The sequence below is a fragment of the Neisseria sp. P0014.S009 genome (assembly GCF_051958155.1).
Classification (GTDB): Bacteria; Pseudomonadota; Gammaproteobacteria; order Burkholderiales; family Neisseriaceae; genus Neisseria; species Neisseria flavescens_C.
On the sequence record NZ_JBQCVS010000004.1, the window covers coordinates 16022 to 30612 of the forward strand.

The 14591-nt window shown below is 47.2% G+C and carries 13 protein-coding genes and 1 pseudogene; 7 read left to right on the forward strand and 7 right to left on the reverse strand.

Going from position 1 to position 14591, the window contains the following annotated elements; genetic code table 11:
* Nucleotides 1-49 precede the first annotated feature (49 nt).
* From ACTHS4_RS04530 to ACTHS4_RS04560, 7 genes and pseudogenes are all read right to left on the reverse strand, one after another.
* The gene (locus ACTHS4_RS04530; RefSeq protein WP_371460087.1) at nucleotides 50-1273 is read right to left on the reverse strand and encodes a heme biosynthesis protein HemY; all 1224 of its coding nucleotides are present in this window, start codon (nucleotides 1271-1273) and stop codon (nucleotides 50-52) included.
* Nucleotides 1270-2541, reverse strand: coding sequence for a uroporphyrinogen-III C-methyltransferase (locus ACTHS4_RS04535; protein WP_371460117.1), 1272 nt, complete (start codon nucleotides 2539-2541; stop codon nucleotides 1270-1272). The genes ACTHS4_RS04530 and ACTHS4_RS04535 overlap by 4 nt, the downstream gene beginning before the upstream one ends.
* Before the next feature lie 216 nt (nucleotides 2542-2757).
* Nucleotides 2758-3393: pseudogene (locus ACTHS4_RS04540) on the reverse strand (uroporphyrinogen-III synthase); the annotation flags it as partial.
* Between the two features lie 72 nt (nucleotides 3394-3465).
* Nucleotides 3466-4242: a ferredoxin--NADP reductase gene (locus tag ACTHS4_RS04545; protein WP_070826912.1), complete on the reverse strand. Its 777-nt coding sequence runs from the start codon at nucleotides 4240-4242 to the stop codon at nucleotides 3466-3468.
* Between the two features lie 85 nt (nucleotides 4243-4327).
* Nucleotides 4328-6094 carry a lipid A export permease/ATP-binding protein MsbA gene (msbA, locus tag ACTHS4_RS04550; RefSeq protein ID WP_070826913.1) on the reverse strand — a complete coding sequence of 589 codons (1767 nt, stop codon included), beginning with the start codon at nucleotides 6092-6094 and terminating at the stop codon, nucleotides 4328-4330.
* 228 nt (nucleotides 6095-6322) lie between these two features.
* Complete coding sequence (thrC, locus tag ACTHS4_RS04555) at nucleotides 6323-7732, reverse strand: threonine synthase (RefSeq protein ID WP_440365544.1); 1410 nt, start codon at nucleotides 7730-7732, stop codon at nucleotides 6323-6325.
* A 143-nt stretch (nucleotides 7733-7875) separates the two neighbouring features.
* Nucleotides 7876-8247: a hypothetical protein gene (locus tag ACTHS4_RS04560; RefSeq protein WP_070827040.1), complete on the reverse strand. Its 372-nt coding sequence runs from the start codon at nucleotides 8245-8247 to the stop codon at nucleotides 7876-7878.
* Nucleotides 8248-8397: 150 nt separating this feature from the next.
* Between ACTHS4_RS04560 and ACTHS4_RS04565 the strand changes: the two genes are divergently transcribed.
* From ACTHS4_RS04565 to ACTHS4_RS04595, 7 genes are all read left to right on the forward strand, one after another.
* Nucleotides 8398-9336 carry a hypothetical protein gene (locus tag ACTHS4_RS04565; protein WP_440365545.1) on the forward strand — a complete coding sequence of 313 codons (939 nt, stop codon included), beginning with the start codon at nucleotides 8398-8400 and terminating at the stop codon, nucleotides 9334-9336.
* Entirely contained in the window at nucleotides 9324-9899 is a 576-nt protein-coding gene (locus ACTHS4_RS04570; protein ID WP_440365546.1) for a hypothetical protein, read from the forward strand. The genes ACTHS4_RS04565 and ACTHS4_RS04570 overlap by 13 nt, the downstream gene beginning before the upstream one ends.
* Nucleotides 9900-10125: 226 nt before the next feature.
* Entirely contained in the window at nucleotides 10126-11433 is a 1308-nt protein-coding gene (locus ACTHS4_RS04575; RefSeq protein ID WP_070826918.1) for a replication-associated recombination protein A, read from the forward strand.
* Nucleotides 11434-11619: 186 nt separating this feature from the next.
* Nucleotides 11620-11835, forward strand: coding sequence for a hypothetical protein (locus ACTHS4_RS04580; RefSeq protein ID WP_003679777.1), 216 nt, complete (start codon nucleotides 11620-11622; stop codon nucleotides 11833-11835).
* Nucleotides 11807-12232 (forward strand): low molecular weight protein tyrosine phosphatase family protein, encoded by a 426-nt coding sequence (locus tag ACTHS4_RS04585; RefSeq protein WP_283122312.1) that lies wholly within the window; start codon nucleotides 11807-11809, stop codon nucleotides 12230-12232. The genes ACTHS4_RS04580 and ACTHS4_RS04585 overlap by 29 nt, the downstream gene beginning before the upstream one ends.
* Before the next feature lie 184 nt (nucleotides 12233-12416).
* Nucleotides 12417-13718: a hemolysin family protein gene (locus ACTHS4_RS04590; protein WP_070826921.1), complete on the forward strand. Its 1302-nt coding sequence runs from the start codon at nucleotides 12417-12419 to the stop codon at nucleotides 13716-13718.
* 58 nt (nucleotides 13719-13776) lie between these two features.
* Nucleotides 13777-14580 carry an RNA ligase family protein gene (locus tag ACTHS4_RS04595; protein ID WP_283122313.1) on the forward strand — a complete coding sequence of 268 codons (804 nt, stop codon included), beginning with the start codon at nucleotides 13777-13779 and terminating at the stop codon, nucleotides 14578-14580.
* Nucleotides 14581-14591 lie beyond the last annotated feature (11 nt).

The window sequence follows — 14591 nt, forward strand, 5'->3', positions numbered from 1 at the left end:
TTGGTTTTATTGTAGATTTCATACTGTTACTTAATGCGAAATCAGTACATCAATTGGGTTGAGGGAGTGCTGCCGGATGTTCTTCTTCGGCTACGCTTTCCAAAACCAGATTGCGTTGTTCTTGCGCTTTTTGCGGTTGGTCGGTTTCATCAAACACGCGCGCTAGGACCAAATGTGCGGATACGCTGGGTTGCAAGGCGATGCTGGCTTCGAGGTAGCCTTGGGCTTTGCCCCAGAGTTTGCGGCCGTAAGCCAGTTGGCCAAGATACATCAACAGTGGTGCATTGTCGGGTTGTTCCTGCAGCCAAGAATCTGCCAAGTCGATGGCTTTTTGTTGCTCGCGCTCGCTTAGGAAACGTACGGATTCGACAAATGCTTCCAAAAGCTCGGGCTGGCGGGTTTGCGGATAATGGGTTTTGACCCATTTGACCGCCTCGGCATACAAACCCAAACGCTCGTATTTTTCGGCAATCACGACACACAATTCGCCAGACTTCACGCTTTCGGGAATGTGTTTCAAACAAGCTTTCAGGCTGCCCGCATCGGTTACTTCGCTTAAGAGGCGGCGATATGCCCAATTTTGATACTGTTCGGCTTCGTAATCGTTGATGGCGCCGGCTTTGACCAGTTTTTCTGCTTTTGCCAAAACATCTGAAGCATCGCCATGATCAAAGGCATAACGTAATTGCAGACGGACCAAGCGGCTTAAGTTGCTATTGATTTTTGCTGCGGCTTCAAGGTTTTGTGCAGCAGTCGGATAATCGCGGCGGCTCAGTGCAGATTCAGCCAGCAAAAGATGACGGGAAAGCTGTTGTTTTTGTGGCAGCTGTTCGATTTCGTGCAGATAGCGGTCGCGTAATTCGAAGTTTTCCATTTGGTCGGCCGCGTGCGCACCCAACATCAAAGCCAGAGTACGGTTGTCGCCTGCTTCTTTATTATGCAAGACTTTGGCGGCTTCTTGTTCGGCTTTTTCAAAACGGCCTTCAAAATATGCCAAACCTGCGCTGTTCAAAGAGGCAGAAGCCTGACGGCCTTTGCGGGCGATGCCGAAGCGTTGCATACGTGCCGGAATGTTCAAGAGGCCGAACACAAATTTAATCAGGAAATACAAGACGAATACGCTCAATAGCAGGCCTAAAACAAAGGCATGCAGATTGATACGCAGCATGGTTTGTTCAACCACGACGTACACGTTGCCGGTATAAATGCCGGAAGCCAACGCTAAACCGACGGCGGCGGCAAACAGAATGACAATCCAAACGACGGTTTTCATGCTTGCTCTCCTTTAATTTTGGCAGCAGGCTTGGTTTGGTTTTGTGGTTTGGCAGCTTCGGCGGCCGGTTCTTTTTTGTTTTCAGACGGCAATGCAGGTGCTTCTAAAGACTGAGGGGCAGAAGCGGCAGCCGGTGCGGCAGTTGTGGCTTGCTCGGTAGTTGCAGCCGGAGCGGAAGCGGTTTTCTCGGCAGCTTGGGTTTGCGTAGCTTCTTCGGTCGTCATTTGTGTACGCGAACCTTCTTGATAAGCGCGAACGGCGCTCAAGCTGGCTTTCAGGCTGTCGTCTGAAATCATGCGGACATCAAGGGCTTTGAGTTCGGCCAACTCTTTCAGCCATGACTGCGTAGCAGGGGATTTGCTGTCGAAGTATTGTTTTACAGTTGCTTCAACGTTGTTTAAATCGCTTTGATACACTTCGCCATTGTGTTGCAACAGGGCAATGCGCGCATCCAAAAGGCGCAGGCGCAGGTTTTCACGGATGAAGTAGGTTTGTTCGGGCGAAATCAACATGGCATCGTTGCTGTCCAGATGACGGACTTCAACCAAGCCTTTGAGGGCATTGAGGGATTTCTCCCATGTGTTTTCCCACCAAGTTCCTGAATTGGCGGTTTCGACAGGCGCGGCACCCGGTTTCAATACGCCGTCCAAAACCAAAGGCAGGCCTGAAATACCGGTTTCCAGACGGTCGATACGCAAGGCAGTAGCGGAAATATCGACATAAGGACGGTTTTTCAGCGCGGCCAAATCATTGCTGATGGCTTGCTTGACAGGGATAAGTTCAGGCTGTTCAAAACGGCTTAAGCGGCTGTCAATGTGTTCCAATACGCTGACCGCGCCTTGAAGGTTGCCTGACAGCATCAATTGTTGCGAAGCAGTGTTCAGCATGGATTCGGCTTCGTCAACCAGCCAGTTGATACGGCCTTTGAGCAGCTCTTGATAAGCTTTCTGCGTTTGCAGGATTTGATCGCTATTGCTTTTTTGACCGTTGTTCAGGCGGTCTAACTCGGCTTGAATAGCGGTTTGGCGGTTGAGGTTGTCTTTTAGAAGGCTGGCGTTTTCAGACTCGCCCAACGCAGCTTTGTCGATTTTTTGGTTGAATTCGAGCTCTTGGTTTTTTAAAACATTTTGACCCTGTACAAACAGGAATCCGCTCGCGCCTAGGCCAAGCAGTGCCAAGACGATCGCACCTGCGGCCAAGGCTTTGCTGCCGGATTGTTTAATAATAACAGGGGCATTGTTTTGTGGGAGATTGTTGGACTCGGGCATGCTCGCCTCCACTCGCTGAGGTTGGGTAGGTTTGTTTTGTTCAGACGGCCTGGTGTTTTCAGAACGTTCAGGCGCCGGAGCTGCCGTATTGGCAACTTGTTGGGTATCTTTATTGTCTTCGACTGGGTTCACTACTTGGCTCCTTTGTGGCATGGATGAAAGTGCAGCGGATAAAGAAGTGACGGTTTCTACATGTTTAGCACCGACGATGCGAAGCGCATCGGCAATGCGCGGATGGTGGGTAAAGTATAGCAAGGATTCGAAGAATCGGGAAAATTGCGGCGGAATCTGATGGAAAAATTCGCGCGCAAGTTCGCCGGATGTAATATAGGCGGCGGCGATGTCTTCGGTTTTAAAGTGCTGCCAATCGATGGCGTGTGGCCGTCTGAAATAGATTTCGGCGATGTCGATTTGGAAACCCAGTTCGGTCAGTTTGTCTGCCAGAAAATCACGGCCGCCATGACCTCGAATGATTAGAACTCGGGTGTTGGGCGGCAGGTTTTTCCAAATAGGCATTCTCAAGACGGCTTCGCTGTCGTTGCCATCTTCGGGAGAGAATACGGGATAGGGGGAGAATTGTGCCAAAGTATGTTGGCTAGTTTGGCCGACGGTAATGTGTGCTTTGGGGCCGTCTGAAAAGTTCAGGTGCGGCGCTGCGGTTTCAATAGCGGTGGGGCTGACCCAAAACACGACATCGGCTTGCTTGAATTGTTCGGGGAGTTTTTTTAGTGCCGAACGATCCGCCTCTATTTCAATCGGACTCAATACCTGAGCCTGCCAACCGGCTGCATGGCAGGTTTGGATATCTTGTTGCGGACGGTTGGACGGACGGATGATGAGTAGAGTAGGCATAATGTGGGATAAATTATTAAGGTTTAGGCCGTCTGAAAGAAGGGTTTCAGACGGCCTGTTGCCGGAGATACGTTATTGATCGACGAATGCGCGCTCAATCAGGTAGTCGCCGCGGACACCGGTTTTCGGAGAAACGGTCAGGCCGAATTCGTCCAAGACGTTGCAGGTGTCTTTCAACATAGCAGGGCTGCCGCACAACATGGCGCGGTCGTCTTGCGGATTGATTTTAGGCAGGCCGATGTCTTCGAAGAGTTTGCCGCTGCGCATCAAATCGGTCAGACGGCCTTGGTGTACATAGTCTTCGCGTGAAACAATCGGATAGTAAATCAATTTTTCTTTAACCAAGTCGCCCAGGTATTCGTGTTCGGGTAATTCTTTGGTAAAACGGTCGTAGTATGCCAAGTCTTTTTTGTAGCGTACGCCGTGAACCAAGATGATTTTTTCGAATTGCTCGTAAATTTCAGGGTCTTTGGTAATGCTCAAGAAAGGGGCGATGCCGGTACCGGTGCTCAAGAGGTAGAGGTGTTTGCCCGGATTCAGGTCGCCGGCAACCAATGTACCGGTCGGTTTTTTACTGATGAGGACATCATCACCGACTTTAAGGTGTTGCAGGCGGCTGGTCAATGGGCCGTCTTGTACTTTAATACTGAAAAATTCCAGATGCTCTTCCCAGTTGGCGGAAGCCACGCTGTATGCGCGCATCAGCGGTTTGCCGTCTACCATCAGGCCGACCATGACGAATTGGCCGTTTTCAAAGCGCAAAGATTCGTCACGGGTACAGGTGAAAGTGAAGTAAGCGTCGGTCCAGTGGTGTACGGACAAGACTTTCTGGGTGTTGAATGCTGCCATTGATATTTCCTGTCGGATAAGGCCGTCTGAAAAGGATAGGTCGGGGCGGCCAAGGTTAATAAAAAGAATGGAATGTGCTGCTCAGCTATTTGCTTGCCGGTTTGGCTGATTTTTCGCTGAGGCTGTGCAGGTCAGAATAGCGTCCACCTGCGTTGATCAATTCATGATGAGTACCTTGTTCGACTACATTGCCTTCGTGCATGACAACAATATTGTCGGCTTTTTCGATGGTCGAAAGTCGGTGGGCAATCACCAATGTGGTACGGTTTTGCATCAGATTTTCCAATGCGGTTTGCACCAAACGTTCAGATTCATTATCCAATGCGCTGGTGGCTTCGTCCAAAATCAAAATCGGTGCATTTTTCAAAAGTGCACGCGCAATGGCGAGGCGTTGACGTTGGCCGCCGGACAGTTTTAAACCGTTTTCGCCGACTTCAGTGTGCAGGCCTTGTGGCATTTTTTGGATAAATTCCCAAGCATTCGCGGCTTTTGCAGCATTGATAATTTCTTCTTCACTGAATTTGTCAGCTTGAGCATAGGCAATGTTTTCAGCAATCGTACCATTAAACAGGACAACGTTTTGGCCGACGAAAGCCATGCGGCTGCGCAGGCTTTCGAGTGTATATTCATTGATGTTGACGCCGCCAATCAAAACCTTGCCTTCATCCGGATTAAGGAAGCGCGGCAACATATTAGCCAAGGTGGTTTTACCGCAGCCTGATGCGCCGACCAATGCGGTAACTTTTCCTTGCGGTACAAGCAGGTTGATGTGGTTCAAGCTGTTGCGTTCGGCTTCAGGATAGCGGTGTACAACATTGCAAAATTCGATATCGCCAGGGTTTGGGCTGAGAATCTGTTTGCCTTCGTTGCTTTCTTCAGGTTGATCCAAAAAGGTGAAGACACTTTCAGCTGCCGCCAAACCGCGTTGCAGGGATTGCATCACGCCGGTCATGCGTTTGATGGGGTCAAACATCATGATCATGCTAGACAAAAACGACATAAAATCGCCTGCACTAAATCCTGAAAGCCCTGCTTGGCGGGCTGCTGCGTAAATAATTGCAGCCAGAGCAACTGAAGCCATTAATTGCGTAATGCCGGTACCGGCAGAGCTGGCGGAAACCTGTTTGAGCAGGTTGCGGCGCACATCGTCGGCAATACGGTTGAAGCGGCGGTTTTCATAATCCTGACCGCCGTAGATTTTTACAACGCGTTCACCATTAATGCTTTCGCCCAAAACCTGCATCAGCTGGCCAAGATAAATTTGGTTGTTGGCAGACAATTTGCGCAAGCGTTTGCTGACCGTTTGGATACATACGGCGACGACCGGCAAAATAATAAAAGTAATCAGGGTCAAACGCCAGTTTAGATAAGTCAGTAAGCCCAACAGGCCGACCACGCTCACGCCGTCTTTGGCGATCACGGTAATGACGTTAAATCCTGCATCGGTAATTTGGTTGACGTCGCTTAAAATGCGCGACATCAGACGGCCGCCGGTATTGCTACTGAAATACGAAGTCGGCAGGTGCATCATTTTGTTGAACATTTCACCGCGCAAGCGCTGCACCAAGTGGCTGGACAGATAAGTCGTGCAATATTCATTAATGAAGTTGAACAGGCCGCGAACGAAAAACAGCGCCACAATTGCCAGCGGCAACCATGACATGCTTTTCATGTTTTTATCGACAAAACCTTCATTAATCAAAGGTTTGAGCAAGTAACCGAAAGCCGGCATCGTACCGGCGACAATCAGCATGGCCACTACGGAGACGATAAACATCTTCCAATAGCTTTTTAAATATCCAAGCAAACGCTTGTACAGCTCCCAGTTGGATGTGGCTTGTGTTGTCTGCATATCAATCCAGATTTAGAGCAAACATGCAATTCTAAACGAAAATATCTGTCATTACAATGTTTGCAATTGAAAGTCAAAAGGAGTTGGTATTGTTTTAACGCCTTGATTTTATAATAAGAACGACTGTGATGAGGTAGGATTGGCAATAATGTTATCCACTTCTCAAGTACCAGTCGCGGCCGTCTGAAAAAGTTTCAGACGGCCTTTTTAGTCGTCAAAGACAACCGGTTAAGCCAAAGCTTCCTTAATGATGTCTTTTACTGTCGTTGCGTTATTAGGGACAACACGGACACGTTGCGGCAGGTTTTCCAAGCCTTCCAATGCGGCAGGGCGGGGGATGGAAACTTCGCCGACGGCTTCATGGATGGTGGCTTCAAATTTGGCAGCCAATGCGGTTTCGAGGCAGACAATGGTTTCGCCGGTTTCGCGTACTTCACGCGCTACTTTGACACCATCGGCTGTATGCGGATCAATCAATTCACGGTCTTGTTTGTAAACCTGTTTGATGGTGGCAAGGCGGTTGGCATGGGTCGATTTGCCGGAAACAAAGCCATATTGTTGATGTACTTTGTTTAAGACAAATTCCAAATTGAAACCTTTGCCGGAGCCTACTTCAGCCCATAAGGTTTTGATTTCGTCTGCATCGCGGTCCATCAGGTCAAATACAAAACGCTCGAAGTTGGAGGCTTTGGAAATATCCATAGACGGGCTGGAAGTAACGTGGGTGTGTTCGCTGTTGCGCGGGCGGTATGCGCCGGTTTTGAAAAATTCGTCCAATACGTCGTTTTCATTGGTGGCGACAATCAAGCGGTGAATAGGCAGGCCCATTTGACGAGCGATATGTCCGGCACAGACATTGCCGAAGTTGCCGCTTGGCACGCAGAAGCTGACTTTTTCGTCATTGCTCGAAGTGGCATTGAAATAACCGGCGAAGTAGTACACGACTTGGGCGACGATACGGCCCCAGTTGATGGAGTTGACAGTGCCGATGTGGTATTTGGCTTTGAATTCGGCATCGTTTTGTACGGCTTTGACAATGTCTTGGCAGTCGTCAAACATGCCTTCAACGGCGATGTTGTGGATGTTGGCATCTTGCAGGCTGAACATTTGCGCGCGTTGGAATGCGCTCATTTTGCCTTCCGGAGACAGCATGAAGACATTGACGCTTTTTTTACCGCGCAGGGCATATTCGGCGGCAGAGCCGGTGTCGCCGCTGGTAGCGCCTAAAATATTGAGTTCTTTGCCTTCTTTGTTCAATACATATTCAAACGCATTGCCCAAGAATTGCATGGCCATGTCTTTGAATGCCAAAGTCGGGCCGTTGGAGAGGGCTTGAATTTTGATGCCGTCTGAAAGTGTACGCACCGGAGTAATGGCTTTGGTGCCGAATACTTCTTCGGTGTAGGTGCGGTTGATGATGTCGCGTAAATCATCAGCAGGGATGTCGGTGGCAAACAGGCTCATGACTTCAAACGCCAGCTCAGGATAGCTGAGTGTGCGCCATTGGTCTAAAGTAGCACGGTCGATTTGAGGGTATTGCTCAGGTAGCATCAAACCGCCGTCAGGAGCCAAACCCATCAATAAAACTTCGCTGAATTGCTTGCGTGCGGTTGCACCGCGGGTGCTGATGTATTTCATGATTTCTTCTCTATAAAAACAAAAATATTGCCGGTCAAAACAGGAAACCCGCCTGCGAACCATCCCGCAAGCCGCCCTATCCTGACCTTAATCCACTATAAACTTTCAGACAACCCCGATACACAGAGTTCGTCTGAAAAACATTATCTATACAAACGCTTGAAACAAGCATTGACGGTTTTCACCGTTACCGACGCAATCGCCCGATCGCGCGAAGAAGGATTCAAAACATCCATCAACTCTTGTGCGGACACCTGATTCGGCGCCTCCTCGCTCGCGCAGCCGCAGATTTTATCTTCCCACTCGCGCTGTTTTTCCGCGCTCATCGTCAGCGCAACCAAACGCCACTCATTGCGCTTGTTCAACTCCGAACGGCACTGGTGATCGACCGCCATTTTCACCACGCTGCCGCCGATACCCGTACCGCCGCCCAAACCGCCGAACGCCGAGTCAGAATCATAAGCGCAACCGCCCAACAACGCCGCCACAGAAGCAACGGCAACAATCTTTTTCATATTCATAGCCATCCCTTGCCGCAAGGTCGTCTGAAACGCCCCGCAAAGTCTTTAAACAAACGCGTATTATACCGTAAGCGGCGTGAGATGGGGGATTGGGGAAAGTCGGGGTATAATCCGTTTTTTTTTGGGAAAATAGAGGATTGATCAATGGCTAACTCAAACGAAAACACGCAAAACCCTAAAGAGAATCAAGAGAAAATGGCTGACGAAGGTATTCAAGAGCATTCAGAGCATACTGCTGAAAATAAACAGCCTGAATCAAAAGATGATGTACAGAATACAGATGAATCAACATGCTTATGTAAATTTTTTAAAAAGATTACGGAATGGATGTGCGCAAGCGAAAATAAAAACTCAAATAAGGCAGATGAAAATGCCGCAGAAAACAATGATGCTGCAAAACAAGAAGAAATGAAACAAGCTGATACAGTTGAGCAACCAAAAGAGCAAAGAAAACTGTCTGATTATTTGAAAATCATCAGCAAATTATTAGGTATTTTTTCAGTATATGGAATATTTATTGGTGGAATTACTATATATTCTTATCTTCTTAATATAGGTCAGTTAAGTATTTTCCCTGATGTAATAGCGAATGCAGCAAATTTATTAACAATATCTATTTCTTTTGGAATAATTTTCCTTATAATTTATGCATTACTTTACTTTATATTTTGTTTAGCAAATCCAGAAGGTATTAAAAATGATATTCCATCATATAAACTAGAAGGATGGTCTATTATAATTGTACTTTTTGCAATAATATATTTAATTTTAATATTCTTGAATATAATATCTTTTTCATTTTCGAACTTCGTAGTCTTCTGTTTTATTGCGTTTTTATTTAGTCTTATAGCTTATTTATCTAGTAAAGTATTAAAAAAAATTTTTTTATTGCATGTCTCCCTGTTAATGCATTTATCATTCTTATCCTTATGTTTTATAGCGAAAAAGCAAAAGTTTTATACCCTATACATTATGTTGAGTTTCGCTCAGATTCTTCATGGTATTTACTGCACAACAACTTCCAACAAAACAACGGCTCTCAAGAAGCCAACGGCATTGATAAAAATGACTTGCTTAAATTAAAACAAAAATTTAAATGTTCTGCGCTTTCGGAAACAGAAAAAAAAGAAAAAGACATTGACTGTTCCCCGCACTTTGAACAACGTAATAACGCCCTATTCGGCTACATGGCATGGAATTTGGGCGATACTAAAGTTTTCTGTCCGCCAACTGTTGACAATACCCTAACTGTTGATGACACCAAAGAAGAACAACAAAAAGAAAGAAATAGAAAAAAAGAACAATTACGTAAAGAATGTATCGTCATCAGCGGAAAAGCCTTGCAAATCATGCCGGAAAGTTATATCAGTACCGATACTGATGGCAATGACGACAGTAATCCTGACAATACCGGTCATGACAATCCAGCAATTGATATTAATACGGACGTTAGATTCAAAAATGACCTTAACGCCCAATCCAATGCCGGCTTGAATAATTTCAATGTCCAACCTATCCTGCCGATACAATCCAATGCAAAAAATATGTCAATCCAGATTCATTACGGCAGCTGTAATCATGATTCGCCAAGAAACAAGGATGGTCATCCTGATATAGGATACACGGACAAAAAAATCTGCCAGTAGGTTATGGCAAACCTATGCCGTCATTCCCGCGCAGGCGGGAATCCATCTTTGAGGATAAGCAAAGCCATAAAAATCAATTAACTGAAATTCACAAGTGGATTCCCGCCTGCGCGGGAATGACGGTTGTGATGTATCCTGTCTTTATTATTTCCTTTACCATCCGTCCGTTTTCAGACGACCTGCTATAATCCACGTCGTCTGAAAACCCTCTTTCACGGAAACCGCCATGTCCGACCTCTTTACCCGCCAACCTGATGCGCCGCTTGCCGAACGCCTGCGCCCGCATTCTTTAGACGATGTCATCGGGCAGCAGCACTTAATCGGCGAAGGTAAACCTTTGCGCGTGGCGGTGGAAGGCGGGAAGCCGCATTCTATGTTGCTGTGGGGGCCGCCGGGCGTGGGCAAGACGACGTTGGCGCGGATTTTGGCGCAGAGTTTCAATGCCCAGTTTCTGCCTGTTTCCGCCGTATTCTCCGGCGTGAAAGACATACGCGAGGCAATCGACAAGGCCGAAATTGCCTTGCAGCAAGGGCGCGCGACGATTTTGTTTGTTGACGAGGTACACCGCTTCAACAAAGCGCAGCAGGACGCATTTTTGCCTTATGTCGAAAGCGGCTTATTAACCTTTATCGGCGCCACCACGGAAAACCCGTCATTTGAAGTCAATCCGGCTTTACTTAGCAGGGCGCAGGTGTATGTCTTGCAATCCTTGTCTTCAGACGACCTGAAGAAGCTGATTACCAAAGTATTGGCTTTGCCTGAATACCGAGATTTCACGATTGAAGCCGATGCGCAGGAGCTGCTCGTCAATACCGCCGACGGCGATGCGCGCAGATTGTTGAATTTATTAGAACAACTTTTACGCGCCGCCGACACACGTCGTCTGAAAAAATTAACTGCCGAATTTCTCGCCGACAGTCTCGGGGCGCAAATCCGCCGTTTCGACAAAGGCGGCGAGAGTTTCTACAACCAAATCTCCGCCCTGCACAAATCCGTGCGTGGTTCGCATCCGAATGCCGCGCTGTATTGGTTCTGCCGTATGCTCGATGGCGGCACCGACCCGCGCTACCTCGCCCGCCGCATCGTGCGCATGGCGTGGGAGGACATCGGACTTGCCGACCCGCGCGCCTTAACGATTGCCAATGATGCCGCCGCTACCTATGAGCGTTTAGGTTCGCCAGAAGGGGAGCTTGCTTTGGCGCAAGCCGTGTTGTACCTTGCCGCCGCCGCCAAATCCAATGCAGGTTATAAGGCATACAACCAAATGCGCCGTTTCGTCAAAGAAAATGCCAGCGACGAAGTGCCCGTCCACCTGCGCAATGCGCCGACCAAGTTGATGAAAGAATTGGGCTACGGACGCGAATACCGCTATGCCCATGACGAGCCCAATGCCTACGCCGCTGGAGAAAGCTATATGCCCGACGGCTTGTACGAACCTGATTTCTATCAACCTGTCCCTCGCGGGCTGGAAATCAAAATTGGCGAAAAGCTGAAATGGTTGAAATCCTTGGATGAAGATGCGCTGGATGATTAAAACAATAAATGTGTCTCAAGTTTCAGACGGCCTTTGGCTATTTTGAGCCTAATAAATTGTTTAATATTGGCATTATATCTTCAGTTTCGCTATAATTTTGTTACCCTATTTTCTTGCCGAATAATCGAATACATAAAAATCGCGGCTGCTGAACCCGATTTCCGAAACAAAATTAGAAAGCAGATAATGGACAATTTAGATCAAAGTCGTAGCCGTGCATGGCGACGACATCAAGAGCAACGCCCCAGTCATCGTGTACATGGCAAAAATCCTTTGAAATATAAACCTGAAAAAAAGTGGGATTTGATATATCTCCGCAGCAATAAAATCAAACGTGCACAAAAATTGGGTTTTATTTATCCGTTCAGACAGCATGAATTTGATGCTGAATGGTTTGACTAACTCAAAAGATACATTTTCGATTCAATCGAGATGGTTTTTACAAGGCGGATATTTTCCGCCTTTTTTAATTTTTATGAATGCACTTTTTATTTGTAGTCGTAACCAATGGCGCAGTCCTACCGCTGAAACCGTATTTCGACGTTATCCAAATGTACAGGCACGTTCTGCAGGGACCAGCCCCAATGCGCGGCATACTGTTTCCATAGACGACATCGCATGGGCGGATAAGATTTTCGTGATGGAACAAAAACATAAGAGCCGTCTGCTGGCACAGTTTCCCCGTGCTTTGCAATATAAGGAAATGATTGTTTTAGATATTCCTGATGATTACAGATACATGGATGAAGAGTTGATAGAAATATTGAAGGTAAGTGTCGTGCCTTATCTGTATAAATAATGAGGTTTTCCGCAAGATTATCTGAAAAAATATGACTTACTTTTAAGTAAAATTTATTTCAATACCATCATTTGCTTCACGCATCACTGACAAATAAAACGCAAATCTAAGATCAAATTGAATTTTTCAGACGGCCTTTGCTGTTTGAATATTTTTAACCTATACCATACACACACACATTTTCATGAATATTTTTGAAGCCTTACTATTATTGTGCCTGCTGATTGTTATTAGCGCGTTTGTGTCCTGTTCCGAACTCGCGCTGGCTTCGGCACGCAAAATCAAATTGCAGGTCATGGCGAAAGACGGCGGCGATACGCGCGCGCTTGACGTAATCAATATGCAGCAGCAGCCAGGCAGTTTTATTACTGTCGTCCAAATCGGATTGAACGCCGTCGCCATTCTTGCCGGTATTGTCGGCGAGGCGGCAATACGTCCGTATTTTGGCAAGCTGTTGGAGAACGCAGGCAGTTGGGGCAGCACAGTTGCCTCTTTACTGACTTTCTCGCTGGTTACAGGCAGCTTTATTTTAATTGCCGACCTGATGCCCAAGCGTATGGCAATGACCCATCCCGAAGCGGTGGCGGTACGCATTGTGCGTCCGATGATGTTTCTGATTTTTATCTTAAAACCCCTTGTCTGGGTTTTTGACGGGTTGGCAAACGCAATATTCAAACTCTTCAAAATCTCAACCGTCCGTCAGGAGCAGCTGACCTCGGAAGATATTTATGCCGTTGTTGATGCTGGTGCACAGGCTGGTGTATTGAAAGAACAAGAGCACTATCTGATTGAAAACATTTTCGATATGCAGGAGCGTACGGTCACTTCCACCATGAGCACGCGCGAATACATCGCCTATTTCGATAAAAACGACGGCAGCGATACCGTGTTGGAAATGATGTCGGACAAACCGCACAACAAATTCCTCGTGTGTGACGGCGACTTGGAGCGCGTCATCGGCTATATCGAATCGCATACGCTGCTGACTTTATTTTTAAAAGAAAAAGACGTCCGCCTGACCGACAAGCGCGTGTTGCGTAAAGCCTTGTTCATTCCCGACACGCTGTCGCTTTACGATGTCTTGGAAACCTTCAAGACTTCCGGCGAAGACTTTGCCGTAGTGGTGAACGAATACGCGCTGGTGGTCGGCGTGGTAACGCTGAAAGATGTGATGAGCATTGTGATGGGCGAGCTGGTTAATACCGAAGAAGAGCCGCAAATCATCCGCCGTACCGAAGATACATGGTTGGTGGACGGTGCCACGCCGCTTACCGATGTCATGCGCGCACTGGATATTGAAGAGTTTCCCAATTCGGAAAACTACGAAACCATCGCCGGCTTTATGATGTATTCCCTGCGCAAAATCCCGAAGCGTACGGATTTTTTGGTTTATGCCGGTTATAAGTTTGAAATCATCGATACCGAAAACTTGAAAATCGACCAACTTTTGGTTTCCAAGCAAGGAAATATGGTGGGGAAGATATAACAAGTCGCTGGGAATACTTGAAAAGAAAATTAAAAAATGAATAAAAAGGAAAAATATTATGACGACAACTGAACCTCAAAAATACGCTCGCAGCCTACACGCGCCCATCAGCCTAGGCACGACTTCAGACGACCGCTTTATGCCGCGCGGCTTTCTTTCATATTTTGCCGAGCTGCCGAAGTTGGTTTTAACCGAAAAATTAGATGGGCAAAATAACTGCTTTGCCGCGCACGGCCTCTATGCCCGTAGTCATGCTGCGCCTACCCAGCACCCGTGGGATAAACCTTTGCTGCAACGATGGCAGCAAATCAAAGATGATTTAGGCGATCTGGAACTTTTTGGCGAGAATATGTATGGCATTCATTCGATTGCCTATTCGCAACTGGAAAGCTATTTTTACCTGTTTGCAGTCCGCCGTGGCGGACATTGGCTTTCATGGGAAGAGGTTAAATTTTATGCGCAGCTGTTTGATTTCCCGACTGTGCCAGAAATCCCCATTATCCAGCCGCTTGCAGATTTCACTCAAAAATACGCCAATGAAGATCTTGCTTTAGCGCAATGGCTTGCCGCCAATTTGGGAGAGCCGTGGACGGACAGCGTACAAACTGCAGGCAAGCTTGGCGGCTATGATCCGAACACAGGAGCAGCGTGCAGTGAAGGTTTCGTTATCCGGAACGCCGCTGATTTTGCCACCAACAACGGCAACCTGCCTGTTCAATCCAATGAATTCGACAATCTTTTCAAATTGGTACGAGCCAAACATGTTAAAACCGACGTTCATTGGACGAAAACTTGGAAGCCTGCTCGTCTTATCGATTACGACAAATACCATTGGCAAAGCTGGCAGTTTCAGACGGCCTGAAGTCCAATGAT